This window comes from Actinomadura sp. NPDC049382, assembly GCF_040677125.1.
Classification (GTDB): Bacteria; Actinomycetota; Actinomycetes; order Streptosporangiales; family Streptosporangiaceae; genus Spirillospora; species Spirillospora geliboluensis.
Genome location: NZ_JBFARO010000024.1, coordinates 67,862 through 86,897 on the forward strand (window position 1 = coordinate 67,862; position 19,036 = coordinate 86,897).

The 19,036-nt window shown below is 73.6% G+C and carries 19 protein-coding genes; 7 read left to right on the forward strand and 12 right to left on the reverse strand.

Annotation, left to right across the window (positions count from 1 at the left end; all coding sequences use genetic code 11):
* Positions 1 to 43: 43 nt before the first annotated feature.
* The 4 genes from AB0K34_RS17520 to AB0K34_RS17535 all read right to left on the reverse strand — a co-directional run bounded on the left by AB0K34_RS17520 (position 44) and on the right by AB0K34_RS17535 (position 5,616).
* Positions 44 to 1,465, reverse strand: a complete 1,422-nt coding sequence (locus AB0K34_RS17520) for a class II fumarate hydratase (RefSeq protein ID WP_301178081.1) — start codon at positions 1,463 to 1,465, stop codon at positions 44 to 46.
* 137 nt (positions 1,466 to 1,602) lie between these two features.
* Complete coding sequence (locus AB0K34_RS17525; RefSeq protein ID WP_138641983.1) at positions 1,603 to 2,865, reverse strand: serine/threonine-protein kinase; 1,263 nt, start codon at positions 2,863 to 2,865, stop codon at positions 1,603 to 1,605.
* A gap of 167 nt (positions 2,866 to 3,032) precedes the next feature.
* Positions 3,033 to 4,673 (reverse strand): fumarate hydratase, encoded by a 1,641-nt coding sequence (locus AB0K34_RS17530; RefSeq protein WP_301178082.1) that lies wholly within the window; start codon positions 4,671 to 4,673, stop codon positions 3,033 to 3,035.
* 1 nt (position 4,674) lies between these two features.
* On the reverse strand, positions 4,675 to 5,616 hold the full coding sequence (locus AB0K34_RS17535; RefSeq protein WP_138641981.1) for an EamA family transporter: 942 nt from the start codon (positions 5,614 to 5,616) through the stop codon (positions 4,675 to 4,677).
* Positions 5,617 to 5,729: 113 nt separating this feature from the next.
* Here AB0K34_RS17535 and AB0K34_RS17540 point away from each other — a divergent pair, with 113 nt between their 5' ends.
* Together AB0K34_RS17540 and AB0K34_RS17545 are read left to right on the forward strand one after the other, a co-directional pair.
* Complete coding sequence (locus AB0K34_RS17540) at positions 5,730 to 7,268, forward strand: PLP-dependent aminotransferase family protein (RefSeq protein WP_364549685.1); 1,539 nt, start codon at positions 5,730 to 5,732, stop codon at positions 7,266 to 7,268.
* Positions 7,269 to 7,297: 29 nt separating this feature from the next.
* Positions 7,298 to 7,528 carry a hypothetical protein gene (locus AB0K34_RS17545; protein WP_176195278.1) on the forward strand — a complete coding sequence of 77 codons (231 nt, stop codon included), beginning with the start codon at positions 7,298 to 7,300 and terminating at the stop codon, positions 7,526 to 7,528.
* A 339-nt stretch (positions 7,529 to 7,867) separates the two neighbouring features.
* Here AB0K34_RS17545 and AB0K34_RS17550 read toward each other — a convergent pair whose 3' ends face one another.
* The 3 genes from AB0K34_RS17550 to AB0K34_RS17560 all read right to left on the reverse strand — a co-directional run bounded on the left by AB0K34_RS17550 (position 7,868) and on the right by AB0K34_RS17560 (position 10,941).
* Entirely contained in the window at positions 7,868 to 9,097 is a 1,230-nt protein-coding gene (locus tag AB0K34_RS17550) for an MFS transporter (protein WP_171069243.1), read from the reverse strand.
* A 93-nt stretch (positions 9,098 to 9,190) separates the two neighbouring features.
* Entirely contained in the window at positions 9,191 to 9,991 is an 801-nt protein-coding gene (locus tag AB0K34_RS17555; RefSeq protein ID WP_138639170.1) for an ABC transporter permease, read from the reverse strand.
* Positions 9,988 to 10,941, reverse strand: a complete 954-nt coding sequence (locus AB0K34_RS17560) for an ABC transporter ATP-binding protein (protein ID WP_138639171.1) — start codon at positions 10,939 to 10,941, stop codon at positions 9,988 to 9,990. Before AB0K34_RS17560 ends, AB0K34_RS17555 begins: the two co-directional genes overlap by 4 nt.
* 85 nt (positions 10,942 to 11,026) lie before the next feature.
* On the opposite strand from AB0K34_RS17560, the gene AB0K34_RS17565 reads away from it, so the two are divergent.
* Positions 11,027 to 11,641, forward strand: coding sequence for a DUF1707 domain-containing protein (locus AB0K34_RS17565; protein ID WP_240808231.1), 615 nt, complete (start codon positions 11,027 to 11,029; stop codon positions 11,639 to 11,641).
* A 9-nt stretch (positions 11,642 to 11,650) separates the two neighbouring features.
* Here the strand turns inward: AB0K34_RS17565 and glpX are convergent, their stop codons facing one another.
* Positions 11,651 to 12,685, reverse strand: a complete 1,035-nt coding sequence (gene glpX / locus AB0K34_RS17570) for a class II fructose-bisphosphatase (protein WP_138639172.1) — start codon at positions 12,683 to 12,685, stop codon at positions 11,651 to 11,653.
* Between the two features lie 194 nt (positions 12,686 to 12,879).
* Here glpX and AB0K34_RS17575 point away from each other — a divergent pair, with 194 nt between their 5' ends.
* Entirely contained in the window at positions 12,880 to 13,545 is a 666-nt protein-coding gene (locus tag AB0K34_RS17575; protein ID WP_138639173.1) for a TetR/AcrR family transcriptional regulator, read from the forward strand.
* A gap of 20 nt (positions 13,546 to 13,565) precedes the next feature.
* On the forward strand, positions 13,566 to 14,390 hold the full coding sequence (locus tag AB0K34_RS17580) for a DUF4245 domain-containing protein (RefSeq protein ID WP_301177707.1): 825 nt from the start codon (positions 13,566 to 13,568) through the stop codon (positions 14,388 to 14,390).
* 37 nt (positions 14,391 to 14,427) lie between these two features.
* On the opposite strand, the gene AB0K34_RS17585 is transcribed toward AB0K34_RS17580, so the two are convergent.
* Both AB0K34_RS17585 and xseA read right to left on the reverse strand, forming a co-directional pair.
* A complete protein-coding gene (locus AB0K34_RS17585) occupies positions 14,428 to 14,661 on the reverse strand; it encodes an exodeoxyribonuclease VII small subunit (RefSeq protein ID WP_138639174.1) in 234 nt (77 codons plus the stop codon).
* 10 nt (positions 14,662 to 14,671) lie between these two features.
* Positions 14,672 to 15,886 (reverse strand): exodeoxyribonuclease VII large subunit, encoded by a 1,215-nt coding sequence (xseA, locus tag AB0K34_RS17590; RefSeq protein WP_301177708.1) that lies wholly within the window; start codon positions 15,884 to 15,886, stop codon positions 14,672 to 14,674.
* A gap of 40 nt (positions 15,887 to 15,926) precedes the next feature.
* Here xseA and AB0K34_RS17595 point away from each other — a divergent pair, with 40 nt between their 5' ends.
* Positions 15,927 to 16,352 (forward strand): MarR family transcriptional regulator, encoded by a 426-nt coding sequence (locus tag AB0K34_RS17595; protein WP_338072601.1) that lies wholly within the window; start codon positions 15,927 to 15,929, stop codon positions 16,350 to 16,352.
* 71 nt (positions 16,353 to 16,423) lie between these two features.
* On the opposite strand, the gene AB0K34_RS17600 is transcribed toward AB0K34_RS17595, so the two are convergent.
* Positions 16,424 to 17,383: a hypothetical protein gene (locus tag AB0K34_RS17600; RefSeq protein ID WP_301177709.1), complete on the reverse strand. Its 960-nt coding sequence runs from the start codon at positions 17,381 to 17,383 to the stop codon at positions 16,424 to 16,426.
* A 155-nt stretch (positions 17,384 to 17,538) separates the two neighbouring features.
* On the opposite strand from AB0K34_RS17600, the gene AB0K34_RS17605 reads away from it, so the two are divergent.
* Positions 17,539 to 18,504, forward strand: coding sequence for a 4-hydroxy-3-methylbut-2-enyl diphosphate reductase (locus AB0K34_RS17605; RefSeq protein ID WP_301177710.1), 966 nt, complete (start codon positions 17,539 to 17,541; stop codon positions 18,502 to 18,504).
* Positions 18,505 to 18,530: 26 nt separating this feature from the next.
* Here the strand turns inward: AB0K34_RS17605 and AB0K34_RS17610 are convergent, their stop codons facing one another.
* On the reverse strand, positions 18,531 to 19,016 hold the full coding sequence (locus AB0K34_RS17610) for a DUF6542 domain-containing protein (RefSeq protein WP_301177711.1): 486 nt from the start codon (positions 19,014 to 19,016) through the stop codon (positions 18,531 to 18,533).
* Positions 19,017 to 19,036: the final 20 nt, after the last annotated feature.

The following is a 19,036-nucleotide window of genomic DNA, read 5'->3' on the forward strand; positions in this document are numbered from 1 at the left end:
CCCGTACGGGCCGCTGGGACGCGCGCGGCCTCCGCCGGCGGCCTCAGCCGCGGGAGCGGGGGCGCCAGCCGCCCGGCGTGCCGGTCATGCCGAGCACGTCGAGCGCCGCGTCGAGCTGCTCGACGGTCAGCTTCCCGTCGTCGACGTAGCCGCGTTCCAGCACGACCTCGCGGATCGTCCGGCGCTCCCTGAGCGCCTGCTTGGCGACCTTCGCCGCCTCCTCGTACCCGATGTAGCGGTTCAGCGGCGTCACGATCGACGGCGACGACTCGGCGTACTCGCGCATCCGGTCGGCGTCGGCCTCGATGCCGTCCACGCAGCGGTCCGCGAGCAGCCGCGACGCGTTGGCCAGCAGCGTGATCGACTCCAGCACGTTGCGGGCCAGCATCGGCAGCATCACGTTCAGCTCGAAGTTGCCGGACGCGCCGCCGAACGCGACCGCCGCGTCGTTCCCGATGACCTGCGCGGCGACCTGCGCCACCGCCTCCGGGATCACCGGGTTGACCTTCCCCGGCATGATCGACGACCCGGGCTGCAGGTCGGGCAGCCGGATCTCGGCGAGCCCGGCGCGCGGCCCGGACCCCATCCAGCGCAGATCGTTGGCGATCTTGGTGAGGCCGACCGCGACGGTGCGCAGCGCGCCGCTCGCCTCGACCAGGCCGTCCCGCGCGCCCTGCGCCTCGAAGTGGTCGCGGGCCTCGGTCAGCGGCAGCCCGGTGACCCGCGCGATCTCCGCGATGACGCGCGCGGCGAAGCCCTCGGGGGTGTTGATGCCGGTGCCGACCGCCGTCCCGCCGAGCGGGAGTTCCGCGAGCCGCGGCAGGACGGCCTCGAGCCGCTCCACGCCGTGCCGCATCTGCGACGCGTACCCGCCGAACTCCTGGCCGAGCGTCACGGGCGTGGCGTCCATCAGGTGGGTGCGGCCCGACTTCACCACGGTCCGGAACTCGCCGGCCTTGCGCGACAGCGCGGCCTCCAGGTGCCGCAGCGCGGGGATCAGCTCGGTCAGGACGGCCCCGGTCGCCGCGATGTGGATCGAGGAGGGGAACACGTCGTTGGACGACTGGGAGGCGTTCACGTGGTCGTTCGGATGGACGGGGCGGCCGAGCCGCTCCTGCGCCAGCGTCGCGACGACCTCGTTGGCGTTCATGTTGGACGACGTCCCGGACCCGGTCTGGAACACGTCGATGGGGAACTGGTCGTTCCAGCGGCCGTCCGCGACCTCCCGGGCCGCCTCGGTGATCGCGGCGGCGACGTCCGCGTCGAGCACGCCCAGCTCGGCGTTGACCGTGGCCGCCGCGGCCTTGATGTGGCCGAGCGCGGCGATGTGCGACGGCTCCAGCGTCCGCCCGGAGATCGGGAAGTTCTCCACCGCGCGCTGGGTCTGCGCCCGCCACCGGGCCGCCGCCGGTACCCGCACCTCGCCCATGGAGTCGTGCTCGACCCGGAACTCCTGCTCGGACATGGAAGCCTCCCCTTCGAACCTTCTGCCGTCCTTCATGGCAGCCTGTCAGGTGGCTCCCGCATTCCCCGGGGTGGGCGTTCTCACTCCCCGCCCGCACCCGGGTCGCGTGCGGCCGGGGGCCGTCCCCCGGCCCCGGCTCATCCCTTGTTCAGGGTGTAGTTCTTGCGCTCGCCGGGCGCCCCGGGCGGCTTCTGCTCGCCGTTCACCCACACGTCGCAGGCGGACGCGTCGTAGACCACCGCGTTCAGGCGGGGCTGGTCGTAGCGCCGCGCGTCGCCCTTGTGCAGGGTCTCGTCGCTGAGCACGGTCATCGCGTTGCCGGGCACCGACACGAAGATCTTGCACGTGTCGGTGCGGGCCCGCACGACCAGCGTGGCGGACGCGACGCCGGGCGGGGCGGCGGCCTGCGACGAGCCGGCGGGGCTGGACGTGGTGGCGGTGGGGGAGGGCCCCGGGCTCTCCCGCATCATGCCGACGATGAGCGCGGTCGCGCCGATACCGCAGGACGCGACGGTCGCGCCGATCAGCGCGATCACGGCCATCAGCCGGTAGCGGGGCGTCGGCGGGCGGCGGCCCGAGCGCGGCCCGGCGAGGGCCCGCTCCAGCCGGTCGACGGCCCGCGCGTGGCTGAGCCGGCGGGTCGGGTTCTTCTCCAGCAGCCCGGTGATGACGGGCGCGAGCGCGCCCGCGTTCTGCGGGGACGGGGTCGACTCGTTCGCCAGCGCGGACAGCGTCGCCATCACGTTCTCGCGCTCGAACGGGGGGCGGCCCTCCAGCGCCGCGTACAGCGTCGCGCCGAGGGACCACAGGTCCGACCGGGGGGTGGCCTTCTCCCCGGCGGCGACCTCGGGCGCCACGTACGCGGGCGAGCCCATGAAGTGGCCCGTCTTGGTCAGGCTCGCCGAGCCGGAGGAGAACGCGAGCCCGAAGTCGGTCAGCACGACCCGGTCGCCGTCCAGCAGCACGTTGCTCGGCTTGAGGTCGCGGTGCACGATCCCGGCCTTGTGCGCGGTGTTGAGGGCGTCCAGCAGGGCGCGGCCGATGTGCGCGACGCGTTCGGGCGGGAGCGGGCCCGACCGCTCGATGAGCTGTTCGAGGCTCGGCGCCTCGATCATCTCCATCACGATCCAGGGGCGGCCCTGCTCGATGACGACGTCGTACACCTCGACGATGGAGTGCGTGCGCAGCTGAGCGGGCGCGCGCGCCTCCCGCAGGGTGCGGCGGTAGAAGACCACCCGGTCGTCCTCGGAGAGGTCTTCGGGGAGCCGCAGCTCTTTGATCGCCACAGCGCGATCGAGGAGCTCGTCATGCCCTCTCCAGACGATGCCGTTGGCACCCTGACCTATTTCCGAGACCAGCCGGTAGCGCGTCGCTAGAACGAGGCGCTCTGACTGTGACATGGCGGAAAAGATACCGGAGTGGCCAGGCGGTCATCCGGGAGACCTCAGGAGGAACTATATTTTCGGCCCAATACTGTGACCTACTGACGAGAAACCCGGGCGGCCGGGCGCCCCGCGGCCTCCCGGACGGCCCGCCCAGCGGACCGCCCGAGAGCCGCCGCGGCGGGTCAGCGCCTGCCGATGCTGAGGACGGGGCCGGTGGTGTCGGCGAAGAAATCCTCGCCCTTGTCGTCCACCACGATGAACGCCGGGAAGTCCTCGACCTCGATCTTCCAGACGGCCTCCATCCCGAGTTCCGGGTATTCGAGGACCTCGACCTTCTTGATGCAGTCCTGGGCGAGGCGGGCGGCGGGGCCGCCGATCGAACCGAGGTAGAACCCGCCGTGCTCCTTGCACGCGTCCGTGACCTGCTTGGACCGGTTGCCCTTGGCCAGCATCACCAGCGAGCCCCCGGCCGCCTGGAACTGCTCGACGTAGGAGTCCATCCGGCCGGCGGTGGTCGGGCCGAACGAGCCGGACGCGTAGCCCTCCGGCGTCTTCGCGGGCCCCGCGTAGTAGACGGCGTGGTCGCGCAGGTACTGCGGCATGGGCTCGCCCGCGTCCAGCCGCTCCTTGATCTTGGCGTGCGCGATGTCGCGGGCCACGACCAGCGGACCGGTCAGCGACAGCCGCGTCTTCACCGGGTAGCGGGTCAGCTCGGCGCGGATCTCGTCCATCGGCCGGTTCAGGTCGATCCGGACGACCTCGTCGTTCAGGTGCTCGTCGGTGGTGTCGGGCAGGTACTGCGCCGGGTCGGTCTCCAGCCGCTCCAGGAACACGCCCTCCGCGGTGATCTTGGCGAGGGCCTGCCGGTCGGCGCTGCACGACACCGCGATCGCCACCGGGCAGGACGCGCCGTGCCGGGGCAGCCGGATCACCCGCACGTCGTGGCAGAAGTACTTGCCGCCGAACTGGGCGCCGATGCCGAGCTTCTGCGTCAGCTCGAACACCTGCAGCTCCAGCTCCAGGTCGCGGAAGCCGTTGCCGAGCGGGGAGCCCTCCGTCGGCATCGTGTCCAGGTAGTGGGCCGAGGCGTACTTGGCGGTCTTCAGCGCGTACTCGGCGGACGTCCCGCCGACCACGATCGCCAGGTGGTACGGCGGGCACGCGGCGGTGCCGAGCGAGCGGATCTTCTCCTCCAGGAAGGACATCATCCGCTTCGGGTTCAGGACGGCCTTGGTCTCCTGGTACAGGAACGACTTGTTCGCGCTGCCGCCGCCCTTGGCCATGAACAGGAACTTGTAGGCGTCGCCGGGGGCCGCGTACAGCTCGATCTGCGCGGGCAGGTTGGAGCCGGTGTTCTTCTCGTCCCACATCGTGACGGGCGCCATCTGCGAGTAGCGCAGGTTCAGCTTCGTGTACGCGTCGTACACGCCGCGCGAGATGTGCTCCTCGTCGGCCCCGTCGGTCAGGACGTGCTGGCCGCGCTTGCCCATCACGATGGCGGTGCCGGTGTCCTGGCACATGGGCAGGACGCCGCCGGACGCGATGCCCGCGTTCTTCAGCAGGTCCAGGGCCACGAACCGGTCGTTCGGGGACGCCTCGGGATCGTCCAGGATCCGGCGGAGCTGCGCGAGGTGCGCCGGGCGCAGCAGGTGCGCGATGTCGCGCATCGCGGTCTCGGTGAGCAGCCGCAGCGCCTCCGGCTCGACCTGCAGGAACGTCCGGCCGTTCGCTTCGAACGCGGACACGCCGTCGGAGGTCAGCAGCCGGTAGTCGGTCTCGTCCGGGCCGAGCGGCAGCAGGTCGGTGTAGGAGAATTCAGGCATCTCAGGCAGATCCTCGCGCGATTCCGATGGGGGCCGCCTCACAGGCTACGGGTTCGCGGAGCGCGGGTTCACGGGGGGCGACCCGCGCGCGCAGCCCCGCCACGACGCCCGCCGCGACCAGCGCGGCCCCCGCCAGCTCGGCGGCGCCCGGCCGGCCGAGGCCGAGCACGACCGTCGTGACCAGCGCGCTGACCGGGACCAGCCCCGCGAACAGCCCGGCGCGGTCGGCGCCGAGCCGGCCGATCGCGTCGTACCAGAGCAGGAACGCGACCGTGGTGACGACGACGGTCAGGTAGCCGAAGCCCGCCGCCTCGGCGGCGGTCGGGACGCGCAGCACCGCCGTCCCGTCCGCGAGCAGCCCGGCGGCGAGCAGCATCGGGGCGGCCAGCGCGGCGGAGTAGGCGGACACCCGCAGCGGGCCGAGCCGGGGGAGCAGCGGGACGGCCAGCAGCGAGAAGCACACCTCGCCCGCCAGCGCGCCCAGCGAGAGCAGCAGCCCGCGGACGCTCCCGCCGCCGAGCCCGCCCGCGAGCGCCGCGCCGGCCGCCACCGCGCAGCCCGCCACGATCACCGCCGGGGCCGGCCTGCGCCCCTCCAGTAGCGGCCCGGCGAGCGCCAGCACGATCGGGACCGCCGCGATCACCGTGCCGATCGTGGCCGGGCTGGTGTCCGCGGTGGCCGCCACGATGCAGACGTTGAACGCGACCAGCCCGGTCGCCGCCAGGGCCGCCAGCAGCGCCCAGTCCCGCGCGGACGGCCGCCGCGCGGGACCGCCGGCGAACCGCGCGACGGCGAGCAGGATGAGCGCGGCGACGGCGTACCGGACCGCCTGGCCGCCGAAGACCGGATAGCCGGAGATGGTCGCCGAGACGGCGGTCAGCGTGCCGACGAGGAACATCGCGGACCCCGCGCCGACCGCGCCGCGCCTGTGAGACGTGTTCATGGACGGAACGCTAAGGCGCGCTTGGTCCTGCAAACAGGGCCAATCGCCATGCTTTACTGTGGACCATTACCGGCCCGGTGACGCTCGGGCTCCCTCTTGGCGCTGAGGGTCATGTGACCGACCTTCACCTTCCCCTGGACCGGTCCGCCGGCCGGCTGGCGGCGCAGATCGCCGCCGGGTTCCGCGCGGCCGTGCGCTCCGGCCGGCTGACCGCCGGGACCCGGCTGCCGTCGAGCCGTGACCTGGCGCGCGACCTGGACGTCTCCCGCGGCGTCGTCGTCACCGCGTACGAGCAGCTCACCGCGGAGGGCTTCCTCATCGCGCGGCGCGGCGACGGCACCCGGGTCGCACCCCTGGCCCGCCCCGACACGTCCGCCGCCCCGCCGGACGGCGCGCCGCCGCGGCACGGCGCGACACCCCGCCCCGACACGTCCGCGCGGCACGGCGAGACACCGCGGTACGCCGGAACACGGCAGTACGGCGGGACCCCGCAGCAGGACGCGCCGCCGGGACACGGCGCGGCGGCCCGGCCCGGCGACCCGCCGCCCGCGCCGTCCTACGACCTGACCCCCGGCCGGCCCGACCTGTCCGCCTTCCCCCGCGAACGCTGGATCGCCGCCGCCCGCGCCGCGCTGCGCACCCTCCCGAACGACGCCCTCGGCTACCCCGACCCCGGCGGCGTCCCGGCGCTGCGCGCGGAACTGGCGGGCTACCTCGGCCGGGTCCGCGCCGCGCACGCCGACCCCGACCGCGTCGTGATCATGAACGGGGTCGCGCAGGGCCTGTCCGCGCTGCTCGCGCTGCTGCGCGCCGGCGGGCACCGGACGCTCGCGGTGGAGGACCCGACCAGCGCCCGGCAGCTGCCGATGATGGAGTCCGCCGGGCTGCGGCTCGCCCGCGTCCCCGTGGACGGCGTGGGCCTCGACGTCGCGGCCCTCGCCCGCAGCGGCGCCCGCGCCGTCCTGGTCACGCCCGCGCACCAGTACCCGACCGGCGTCGTGCTCTCCCCGGCCCGGCGCGCCGCCCTGATCGCCTGGGCGCGCGACGTGGACGGCCTGATCCTGGAGGACGACTACGACGCCGAGTTCCGCTACGACCGCGACCCCGTCGGCTGCCTCCAGGGCGTCGACCCCGAACGGGTCGTCCTGCTCGGCTCGGTGAGCAAGTCCCTCGCCCCCGCGCTGCGGCTGGGCTGGGCCGTCGCGCCGCCCTCCCTCGTCGGGCGGCTGCGCGAGCACCGCGCCGTCACCGACCTCGGCGCGCCCGTCCTGGAGCAGCACGCGCTGACCGAGTTCCTCCGCAGCGGCGGCTACGACCGGCACCTGCGCACCATGCGGCGCCGCTACCGGGCCCGCCGGGACGTGCTCGCCGCCGCGCTGGCCGAACATCTCCCCGGCGCGAGGGTTCGCGGCGTGTCGGCGGGCATCCACCTCTACGTGGAACTGCCGGACGGAAGCGACGAGGACGCGATCGTCGCCCGCGCGGCCCGCGCCGGCGTCGCCGTCGCGGGCGCCCGCCCCCTGTGGTGGCCGGAGCGCGCCGCCGCCGCGCCGCCCGCGCTCGTCCTCGGCTACGCCGGAATGGGCGAGACACGCCTGGTCAAAGCAGCGGAACTGCTGGGTCAAGCGATTACCCAGGGTGCCGGTGGGTAGGACCGACATCCCTGGAGTAGGAGGTTTGCATGAGTCTGGATGAGGCCGCGCGGCAGCTGAAGATGGCCGGCCACGATGCGCGGGTGGCCTTCGACTGCATCGGCCTGGGCGACCTCGAAAGGGCGCAGGAGCACGCGGTGACCCTCCGCGCCGCCGCGGACGCCGCCGAAGTGGCCCTCAGCCGCGCCCTGACCGACCTGACCCCCGAACAAGCCCAAGCAGAAGGCGAAAAGGCATTGCGCCTCCTAGAGGACGCTTGATCAACCCAGGGGGGCGACCCCCTGGAACCCCCGTTACGAGCCGGTCGATCCTCACGCCACGGTTTCGGTTCTTGTGACCGTGCGGGTTTGTCGTGTGTCGCTGCGGTCGCCCGGCTCGGCGGGTCGGGCGGCCTCCGGGCGCTAGAGCGCCCTCCGGCCGCCCGACCCGTGACTGTGTTTGGCCAGGGGGCGACCCCCTGGAACCCCCGTTACGGCCGAGAGGCCGTTTCCCGATCCGCTGGCGCGTCTCGTGAAACGGCCTCTCGGCCGGCGGGGCGGGCGACCTCCGGGCGTTGGGCGCCCTCCGGCCGCCCGCCCCGTGGTTCTGTGGGGCTCGGGTCAGACTGTTGGGCGTTGCATTGTGGGGGCGGGCGGAGCGGTGTCCTTCGCCGGGCTGGGGGCGAAGCCCTTGGCGGTGGCGAAGACGACCAGGATCAAGGCCGTGGGGACGATGAAGGCTATCCGTAGGCCGTGGTCGGCGCTCAGGGGGGCGATCGCGCCTACGACCGCGGCGCCCAGGACGAAGCCCACGTAGTTGAAGATGTTCACGCGGGCCACCGCGACGCCCAGGCCGGTCGGGTCGACCCGGCCGGCGGCGGAGAAGGAGACCGGGGCGATCACGCTGAGGCCGAGGCCGGCGAGCGCGAACGCCGCGATGGCGACCGCCGCGTTCGGGGCGGCGACCACGCCCGCCATGCCGACGAGGCCGACCAGGCCGCCGATCCGCACCACCCGGACGGCGCCCGAGCGGCGGACGGCGAGGTCCGCGACGGCCCGGCTGACCACCATCGTGATCTGGTAGGCGACGTAGCCGAGCGGCGCGACCCAGTCGCTCGCCGACAGCTCGTCGTCCAGGTACTTGGCGCCGTAGCTGGAGATCGCCGAGTCGGCGAGGTAGGCGACGGCCATCGCGGCGCCGACGATGAGGATCGGGCGCCACGGGACGCTGCGTCCGGCGGCCTTCAGCTCCTCGGCGGTCGGCCCGTCGCCCTCCTCAGCGCGGCGGTAGAGGCGGTGCCCGGTGGCGAGGGACCCGGCGATCCCCGCGGCGGCGGCGATCGCGAAGCAGGCGGACAGCGGCAGGTCGATCTTGTTGGACAGCGACGCCCAGAGGCCGCCGAGGATGCCGGCGACGCTCCACACCGCGTAGAAGCCGGTGATCAGGCTGAGGCCGTAGCGGCGCTCGACGGCGATGGCCTGGGCGTTCATCGAGGCGTCCACCGCGCCGACGAACAGGCCGAACGCGGCGACCGCGGCGTACAGCGCGACGTCGTTGTCGCCGGTGAGGCCGATCAGCGCGATCACGACCGCGACGGCGGGCTGGGAGACCCGCAGCACCGGGCCGCTGCCGAACCGCTGGAACAGGGCGCCGGACGCGACGCTGCCGACCCCCGCGACGAGCGGCACCATCAGCAGCACCAGCGAGAGCGTGGCGTCGCTGAGGTGGTGGGACTTCTGGATCTGCGGAACCTGCGTCACCAGCGAGGCGAAGCAGAGCCCCTGGACGGCGAACGCCGTGTACGCGGCGGACCGGGCCTGGCGGTCCCGTACGGTGATGCCCTGGGTCATGCGGCCCGACCTCTCTGCGAGGCACAACGTGAATAAGATTCGCGTCAGCGTAGAGACAGGGCGGGCCGCCGGTCAATCGTCTCCCGGGGGCGATCAGTCGATGAGGCGCCTGCGCATCCCCCGGACGGCGATGACCCACATCAGCGCCGCGAACGCCACCAGGCCCGCCAGATGCCCGAGGTCGGCCAGCGGGTGAAGGCCGAACACCGCGTCCCGGACCAGCTCGACGCAGTGGTAGAGCGGGTTCAGGTAGGAGACCTTCTGCGCCCAGCCGGGCAGCGCGTCCACCGGGAAGAACGTCCCGGCGATCAGGAACAGCGGCGTCACCACGCCGGTGATCACGTAGTCGAACGAGTTGATCGACGGGACGACCGAGGACGTCCACATGCCGAACAGCCCGAAGCCGAGCGCGGTGAAGAACGTGATGAACGGCACCAGCAGCATCCCGAACGCGGGATCCAGGCCGAAGAACAGCGCCACCACGATCGGCGTGCACGAGTACACCGCCGACTTCGCCGCGATCCACAGCGCCTCGGCCGTCACCAGCTCGTGGACGTCCACCGGCGCCGCGAGCATCCCGTCGTAGGTGTGCTGGAACACCCGCCTGATGTAGCCGTTGAACATGCCCGGGAACACCGACGTGAACAGCGCCGCCGTCCCGACGACGCCGGTCGCGACGAAGTCGAGGTACCGGTAGTCGCCGATGACCGCGACCATCGACCCGAACCCGTAGCCGAACGCGAGCAGGAAGAACGTCGGCTCCACCATCGAGGCGAACGACTGCGACTTCCAGTACCGCTTGTAGAGCGCCAGCTCGTGCCGCCAGATGCCGCGCACCGGCGCGAACTCGAACCGCCGCAGCCGCGGCGCCCGCTCCACTTCCGTCCGGGTCATTCGACACGCTCCCCGGTCAGCACCACGAACACGTCCTCCAGGCTGGCGGCGCGGCGCACGCCGTCCGGGCCCAGCTCGTCCTCCAGGGAGGGCGGGATGGTCTCCGCCTTCAGCACCGACACCGACGGGCCCGTGCGGCGCGTCGGCAGCCCCGCGGCCCGCGCGAGCCGCTCCACCTCGGTCAGCCGGTCGGGCGGCCCGTAGTGCTCGACCACCCGGTCGCCCGCGAACTCGGCCACCAGCGCGGCCGGCGAGCCCCGCGCGATCACCTTGCCGTGCGACATCAGCGCGCACTCGTCCGCGAGGCGCTCGGCCTCCTCGATGTAGTGCGTGGACATCAGCACGGTCGTGCCGCCCGCGCGCAGCCCGTCGATCAGCCCCCACAGCTCCGCCCGCACCTGCGGGTCGAGGCCCACGGTCGGCTCGTCCAGCAGGACGAGGGCGGGCCGGTGCACCAGCCCGCGGGCGATCAGCAGCCGCCGCCGCATGCCGCCGGACAGGTCGTCCACCTTCGTCCGCTGCCGCTCGGTCAGGTGCGCGATCGCGAGCGCGTCGTCCACGGCCCGGCGCCGCTCCTTGCGGGGCACCCGGTAAAGGTGCGCGAACACCTCCAGGTTCTCGCGGGCGGTCAGCTCCTCGTCCAGGTTGTCCTGCTGCGGGACGACCCCCATCACGGCCCGCGCGCGCTTGGACTCGCGCGGGACGCCGAAGCCGAGCACCTCGATGCTGCCCTCGTCGGCGATCGCCTGCGCGGTCAGCATCTTCATGGTCGTCGACTTCCCGGCGCCGTTCGGGCCCAGCAGCCCCAGGCAGATCCCGGTGGGGACCTCCAGGTCCAGCCCGTCCACGGCGGTGAAGTCGCCGAACCGCTTCACGACGCCCCGCAGGCTGATCGCCGCCGTGCCGGCCCCGTCCCGGGCAGCGGCGATCTGGGCACGTTGCAAGGTCATACCCCTCACAGTAAGGACAGGCCCGGACACAACCCCACAGGTTTTTCGGCGGCCCCCGCGCCGGACGGCGGTTAATCTTCTAGATGTGGACGTTCCCCAGCGCCCGGCCGCGAAGGCCACCAGCGTGCGCGACCTGCGCGCGTCCGACGCCGACCGGGAACGCGTCGTCGCCGTCCTCGGCGAGGCGGTCGCCGACGGGCGGCTCAGCATGGCCGAGCACTCCGAGCGCACCGCCCGCGCCTACGCCGCCCGCACCCTCGGCGAGCTGACCGGCCTCACCGGCGACCTCGGCCCCGAGGAGGCGCAGCCCATCCTCGTGGACGACCGCCCGGTCACGGTCCTCTTCGGCCGCACCCGCCGGGAGGGGCGCTGGGTCGTGCCCGTGAAGCTGCCCGTGCTGGCCCTGTTCGGGACGGTCGAGCTCGACCTGCGCGAGGCCGTCCTGCAGCGCCGGCACATCGTGGTCGACCCGCTGGTGCTCGGCGGCCGGATCCGGCTCCTCGTCCCCGAGGGCGTCGGCGTGCGGGTCACCGGCCGCAGCATCCTCAGCACCCGCGACCTGCGGGCCCGCCCCGCGCAGGACGGGCCCACCGTCGAGGTCTGCGGCACCATGATCTTCGCCTCGGTGCGCGCCCGCGCGCCGAAGCGGTCGCTGCGCACCCGCGTCCGCGATCGCCTCGGCCGGGGCCGCCGCGCCTAGCGCCGCCGGTCAGACCGCCGTGTCGAAGTTGATCGCGCTGTAAGCGCGGAGCTTGGCGAGGTGGTGCTCGCTGGAGATCGTCCGGATCGTCCCGCTGCGTGAGCGCATGACCAGCGAGTGCGTCACCGCCGTGCCCTTGCTGTAGCGGACGCCGTCGACCAGCTCACCGTCGGTGATCCCGGTGGCGGCGAAGAACACGTCGTCGGACGTCACCAGGTCGTCGGTGGTCAGCACCCGGCCGAGCTCGTGCCCGGCGTCCTCCGCCTTGCGCTTCTCCGCCTCGTCCTGCGGCCACAGCCGGCCCTGGATCACCCCGCCGAGCGCCTTGATCGCGCACGCCGCGATGATGCCCTCCGGGGTGCCGCCGATGCCGAGCAGCAGGTCGACGCCGGTGCCCGGCCGGGACGCCATGATCGCGCCGGCCACGTCGCCGTCCAGGATGAACTTGATCCGCGCGCCGGCCTCGCGGACCTCCTTCACGATGCCCTCGTGCCGCGGCCGGTCCAGGATGCACACGGTCACGTCGTTCGGCGAGGAGCCCTTCGCGCGGGCGATCGCGCGGATGTTGTCGGCGATCGGGCGCTCGATGTCGACGGCGTCCGCCGCCTCCGGGCCGGTCACCAGCTTCTCCATGTAGAACACCGCGGACGGGTCGAACATCGACCCGCGCGGGGCCACCGACAGCACCGCGATCGCGTTGTTCATGCCGAGCGCGGTCAGCCGGGTCCCGTCCACGGGGTCGACCGCCACGTCGCACTCGGCGCCGGAGCCGTCCCCGACCTCCTCGCCGTTGAACAGCATCGGCGCGTGGTCCTTCTCGCCCTCGCCGATCACGACGACGCCGCGCATGGACACCGTGTTGATCAGCTGGCGCATGGCGTTCACGGCGGCCCCGTCGGCGCCGTTCTTGTCCCCGCGGCCGACCCAGCGGGCGGCGGCCATCGCGGCGGCCTCGGTCACCCGGACCAGCTCCATCGCCAGGTTGCGGTCCGGCGCGGACGGCTCGGTCGTGAGCGGGGAGGAAACGGTGGTCTCATCGGACATGACGGGGCAGCCCCTTCGTTCGGTGGTGCCTCGGATTCTCCGGTGACCGGACGGCGGGTCACAAATTGGACCAGACCAGCCGGGAAACGGAGCGTACCGGCACCCGCGGTACCGACCGCCCGCGCCACCGGTATTTGACGGTCCCGCGGGCAAGGGATCGTTTCCCCATGGGAGAGGGCGTAATCTCAGGCGTCATGAGCAGCGACATCGACGTCTCGTCCGGCGAGGCGGCCCGCGGCGGGGGCGCGCGGTCCGCCGACTCCCCCGCGCGGACCTCCGACCGCGGCGCCGCCACCCGCGGCGCCCTGCTGGCCGCGGCGAGGGACGTCTTCTGTGCGTCGGGCTTCGCCCAGGCCGCGGTGACCGACATCGTCGCCAAGGCCGGCGCCAGCGTCGGCAGCCTGTACCACCACTTCAACGGCAAGGCGGACCTGTACCTCACGCTGTTCGAGGACTTCCAGGGCCGCCAGCAGGAGCGCACCCGCGACGCGATCAACGCCGTCCGCGAGGCCGGCGAGACCGACCCCATGCGGCAGTTCATCGCCGGCGCGGGCGCCTACCTGAACGGCTGCCTCGACGAGCGCGACGTCGCCCGGCTGTTCATCTCCGGCGACGGCCCGCCCGGGTTCGACCGCGTCATGCGCCAGCGGCTCAACAAGTGGGCGCGGCGCAACGCCGCGCTGTTCCACACCGCCGACGGCGGCGTGGACGAGGCCCTCGTCACCGTGCTGACCGGCGCGATGGCGGGCGCCGTATCCGAGATCTCGCTGCTGGACGACGAGGTCGCCGCCCGCCGCCTCGCCGACAAGATCATGGGCATCGTCGGCACGATCCGCAACCCCGGTACCGAGCAGCGCTGACCGTGGGGGATCCTGGAGGGGTGACCGACAAGACCCCGTCCCCTGCCCCCGCCACGCCGGAGAGCGCGCCCGAGAGCGCCGCGGAGACCGCGGGCGGCGCGGCGTCCGCGGCCGAGACCGCGGAGACCGGCGCCCGGGAGGAGCAGGGCGGCCAGGAAGAACACGGCGTCCAGGCGGAGCAGGGCGTCCAGGCGGAGCAGGGCGGCCGGGACGAGCAGGGGGCGCCGGCGGGACGTCCCGTCGTCGAGGTCAGCCCCGGCGTGCACAAGCGGCTCACGACCGGCCTCAGCGGCTTCGCGATCGCGATGGCCGCGTGCCTGGTGCTGGTGCTGGCGGTCTACGTGGTGTCGCCGCGCAGCGACGAGGAGGTCCTGCCGACCGTCGACTACAGCTCGCAGCTGTGGGCGATGCGCAACGACGCGCCCTTCACCGTGTGGGCCCCCGAAGGGCTGCCCGCCGGCTGGCGCCCGAACAGCTCCCGGCTCACCGGCCTCGGCGCGGGCGGTGACACGCCCGTCGCGTGGCACCTCGGGTTCGTGACGCCGAGCGACGAGTACGCGGCGCTGGAGCAGAGCGACGAGAAGGCGTCCGAGTACGTCCCGCGCATGGCCAACAGCGGCAAGCCGACCGGGACGCAGCAGGTCGGCGACGTCACCTGGACGAAGTACCACCGCAAGGACAAGAAGGCGAACACCCTCGCCCGCACCCTGCCGGACGGCAGCAGCGTCGTCGTGACCGGCACCGCGTCCTACGAGGAGCTGGCGGTCCTCGCGGCGGCCCTCAAGGCGCAGGCCAAGGGCGGCGCGAAGCTGGCGCCCTCGACGGCGCCGACACCCGGCTCCTGACGGCCGGGCCCGGGGTGGACGCCCGGGCCCGCGCGCCTCAGAACGGGGCGGCGTCGCCGTTCTCCGGGCGGTCGAGGGCGGCGGCCAGCCGCGCGCGGGCGCCCTCCAGCCACTCCTCGCAGACCGCCGCGAGCCGCTCGCCCCGCTCCCAGAGCGCGAGGGACTCCTCCAGCGTCAGCCCGCCCGCCTCCAGCCGCTTGACGACCTCGGTCAGCTCGTCCCGTGCCTGCTCGTACGACGGCTTCTCCGCCGTCTCCTTGTCGTCCGCCACCTGCCCCACCCTAAGACCCCTCGCGGCCGGCCACGGTCACGCCGAGGCGCCCGTCGGCCAGCCGGACGTGCAGCGCCTCGCCGTCCTTGACCGCCGCCGACTCCCGCACCACCGCCCCGTCCTCGCGCTGGACGATCGCGTAGCCGCGCTCCAGCGTCGCGGCGGGGGAGAGGGCCAGCAGCCGGGCGCGGGTGTGCGACAGCTCGTCCCCGGCCCGGTCCAGCGCCCCCGACAGGCACCGCCGCGCCCGGTCCCGCAGCGCCGCGACCTGCTCGGACTGCCGCTCGATCTCCCGCACCGGGTCGGCCAGCGCGGGCCGCGACCGCACCGCGCGCAGCCACGCCAGCTCCCGCTCGACGGCCCCCGACAGGCACCGCCGCCCCCGGTCGCGCAGCTGCCGGACGAGCTGGAGCTGCTCCCGCACGTCCGGGACGGTCTTCTTCGCCGCGTCCGTCGGCGTCGAGGCCCGCACGTCCGCGACGAGGTCCAGGATCGGGGAGTCCTGCTCGTGGCCGATCGCGCTGACCACCGGGGTGCGCGCCGCCGACACCGCCCGCACCAGCGCCTCGTCGGAGAACGGCAGCAGGTCTTCCATCGCGCCGCCGCCCCGCGCGATGATGATCACATCGATCTCGGGATCGGCGTCCAGCGCCCGCAGCGCCTCCATCACCTCGCCGACCGCGTACGAGCCCTGCACCGCGGTGTTCTCCACCCGGAACGCGACCGCGGGCCAGCGCCGCCGGGCGTTCTGCAGGACGTCGTGCTCGGCGTCGGAGTCGCGCCCGCAGATCAGCCCGATCTTCCCCGGCAGGAACGGCAGCGGCCGCTTGCGCTCCGGCCGGAACAGCCCCTCGGACGCCAGCACCTGCTTCAGCCGCTCCAGCCGGGCCAGCAGCTCGCCGACGCCGACCGGGCGGATCTCCAGCGCGCTGAGCGAGAACGTCCCCCGGTTGATCCAGAAGTCCGGCTTGGCGTGCACCACGACGCGGGCGCCGTCGGTCACCGCCGGGCCCGCCGCCTCGACCACGGCGCGCGGCCCGACGACCCGCACCGACATGTTCGCCACCGGGTCGCGGAGCGTCAGGTACACCGTCCCGCCGCGGGCGTTGAGGTCGGTGATCTGGCCCTCGACCCAGATCCGGCCGAGCCGGCCGATCCAGCCGCTCACCGCCTGCAGGACCGTCCGCACCGGAACCGGGGATTCGGCCGTGGTCTCCATCGCCATGCAGGAACACTACTGACTACGACCCCGAGGAGAGTGATCCGTGACCGCATCCGACCGCGAGCTCGCCGAGCAGCTCAACCTGCGCCTGCGCCACGTCGTGCTGATGCTGCGCCAGGCCGGAGCCGACCAGCCGGTCACCAGCCAGCAGCTGTCCGTGCTGGGCTCGCTGGAGCACGGGCCGCGCCGGATGACCGAGCTCGCCGCCGAGCACGGCGTCCGGCTGCCGACCATGACCGCCCAGATCAACCGGCTGGAGCGGGACGGGCTCGTCGCGCGCGGCCGGGACGGCGCCGACGCCCGCGTGGTCACGGCGCGGCTCACCGGGGCGGGCCGGGAGCTGCTGGCCGCCGGGCGGGAGCGGCGGCTGTCGTTCCTCGCCGACCGGCTCGCGCACCTGTCGGGCGACGAGCGCGCGCGGATCGCCGCGGCGCTGCCCGCCTTCGACAAGCTCTTCACCGGCCCCTGAGACGCCGAGAGCCCCCGGGGCCTGCCCAGGGGCTCGCGGTGCGCTCGTCCGGTGTTCTCGGTGCCCTCGGTTCAGTTGAGGCCGTTGAGCTTGGCGATGCGGCGCTCGTACATGCGGATGATGTCCTCGCGCGCGGCGTGCTGGCGCTCGTACTCGCGCAGCAGCTTCACCTGCTCGACCGTCAGGCCGCGCAGGCGCGCGCGCAGCTGCGGCAGCGTGGCGGCGTCGTAGTCGGGCACGGGCAGGTCCGCGGCGATGTGCTCCGCCTCCGCCGGGGCGGCGGGCTTGGTCTCCGGCTTCGGCTCGAACGCCTTCTCGTCCTTGGCGACGGCCTCGGCGGTCGCCTCGTCGGACGCCTCCGCGGGCGCCTCCTCGGACTTCGCGGGCTCGGCCGGCTTCGCGCCCGGCGCGGGCTTGGCCTGCGGCGCGGGCTCGGGCGCCGGCTCCGCGGGCTCGGGCGACGGGGCCGGCTTCGCGAGCGGCGCCCGCTCGTCCGCCGGCGCCTCCTCCGCGGACTTGGCGTGCCGCCGGCCCAGCGCGCCGGGCTTCGCGGGCTTCGGCGGCGGGCCCGGACGCGCGTGCTTCGGCCGGTGCCGCGTGCCCGTCTCGGCCTCGGTCTCCGCCTTCGGCTCGGCCTTGGGCTTGGTCGCGGCCCCGGGCTTGCCGACGGAGATCTCCGCGCCGGCGGTGCGGGTGCCCTCGCCGCGCGCGGCGGCCGTCCGCCCCGCGGGCCGGGTGCGGCGGACCGGCTCGGGCTCGGGCTCCGGCTCCTCGCCGCGCACCCGCTCGACGACGCGCTCGACGACCTTCTCGGCCGTGCCCTGCACGTCGTCGCGCAGCCGCCCGAGCACCGGCTTCACGCCGCCGCCCTGGGTGATCTCCTTGTAGTCCCTGGTGACCCGGTCGCCGAGCAGCAGGGCCCGGCCGACGCCGAACATGGCCAGGCGGACGGCGTGCAGCGGGAGATCGCGAACCTGCTCGCCCACCGTGTCCCGGACCTGCTCCTTGAGGCGGCGCGGCGATTTCGTCATCGACTCTTCCTCTTCCTGCCTCGTCTGGTGAACTTCACTCTGCCCCACGGGTGCGATCGCGGTCACCCCGGGTTAGTGGATTTCTGTCCAAAGACACCGTGGAGTCGGTCACAGCCAGGTCACTCCCACGATCCGGTGACTCGTACGATAGGGGCATGACCGCCAACAGCCAGCGCCGTGTCCTGCTCGCCAAGCCGCGTGGTTACTGCGCAGGCGTCGACAGGGCCGTCCAGACGGTCGAGATCGCCCTGGAGAAGTACGGGGCGCCGATCTACGTCCGCAAGCAGATCGTCCACAACGTCCACGTCGTCAAGACGCTGGAGGAGCGCGGCGCGATCTTCGTGGACGAGACCGAGGAGGTGCCCGAGGGGGCGATCGTGGTGTTCTCCGCGCACGGCGTCGCACCCGCCGTGCACCAGGAGGCCGCGGGCCTGAACCTGCGCACGATCGACGCGACGTGCCCGCTGGTCACCAAGGTCCACAAGGAGGCGGTCCGCTTCGCCGCCGACGACTACGACATCCTGCTCATCGGCCACGAGGGCCACGAGGAGGTCATCGGCACCACCGGCGAGGCGCCCGACCACATCCACCTCGTGGACGGCCCCGACGACGTCGCCAACGTGACCGTCCGCGACCCCGACAAGGTCGCGTGGCTCTCCCAGACCACGCTGTCGGTCGACGAGACCGTCGCCACCGTCGAGAAGCTCCGCGAGCGGTTCCCCAACCTGATGGACCCGCCGTCCGACGACATCTGCTACGCCACCCAGAACCGGCAGGTCGCCGTGAAGGAGATGGCGGCGCAGGCGCAGCTCGTCATCGTGGTCGGGTCGACGAACTCCTCCAACTCCGTGCGGCTCGTCGAGGTCGCCAAGGAGCACGGGGCCGACGACGCCCACCTCGTCGACTACGCCGAGCACATCGACCCCGCCTGGCTGGAGGGCGTCACCACGGTCGGCGTCACGAGCGGCGCCTCCGTCCCGGACGAGCTCGTCCAGGAGGTGCTCGCCTGGCTCGCCGAGCGCGGCTTCGGCGAGGCGGAGGAGATCGAGTCCGTCTCCGAGCACATGCGCTTCTCCCTCCCGAAGGAGCTCCGCAAGGACCTCCGCATCACGCCCGTCTAGACGCGGCATCGCGCGGCGGGCGCCGCTCAGTCCACCTCGCCGTGGTGGAGGCGGCGCTCGCCCGTCGTCACGGGGGACTCGTCCCACCGGACGGGGTTCTCGTTCTCCTCCTTCTCGAACAGGCGCATCCCGGCGAGCTTGTCGCGCAGCTCGCGGACGTTCGTCATCAGCCCGCGCGCCAGGCAGATCACGAGGACCAGCAGCGTCCCGAAGAACAGCCACGGCGCGGTGGCCGCCAGCGCGGTCAGCACCCCGACCGTGACGCCGCGCAGCAGCGAGCCGTCGCCGAGCGCGGTGGCGAACACGACCGTGAACGTCGCCGCGAAGAACACCAGCGGCGGGCTGACGACGAGCGTGAGCAGGTCGGCCGGGCGCGTCGCGAACGCGGCGAGCGCGCACCCGATCGCGAACCCGGCGCCGGCGAGCAGCGGCACCCCGAACCAGCGCGACAGCAGCCCGCACAGCACCCCGGCGGCGAACATCACGACGATGCCGCCGCGGCCGGTCAGCATGACCGGGCTTCCGGCGCCGG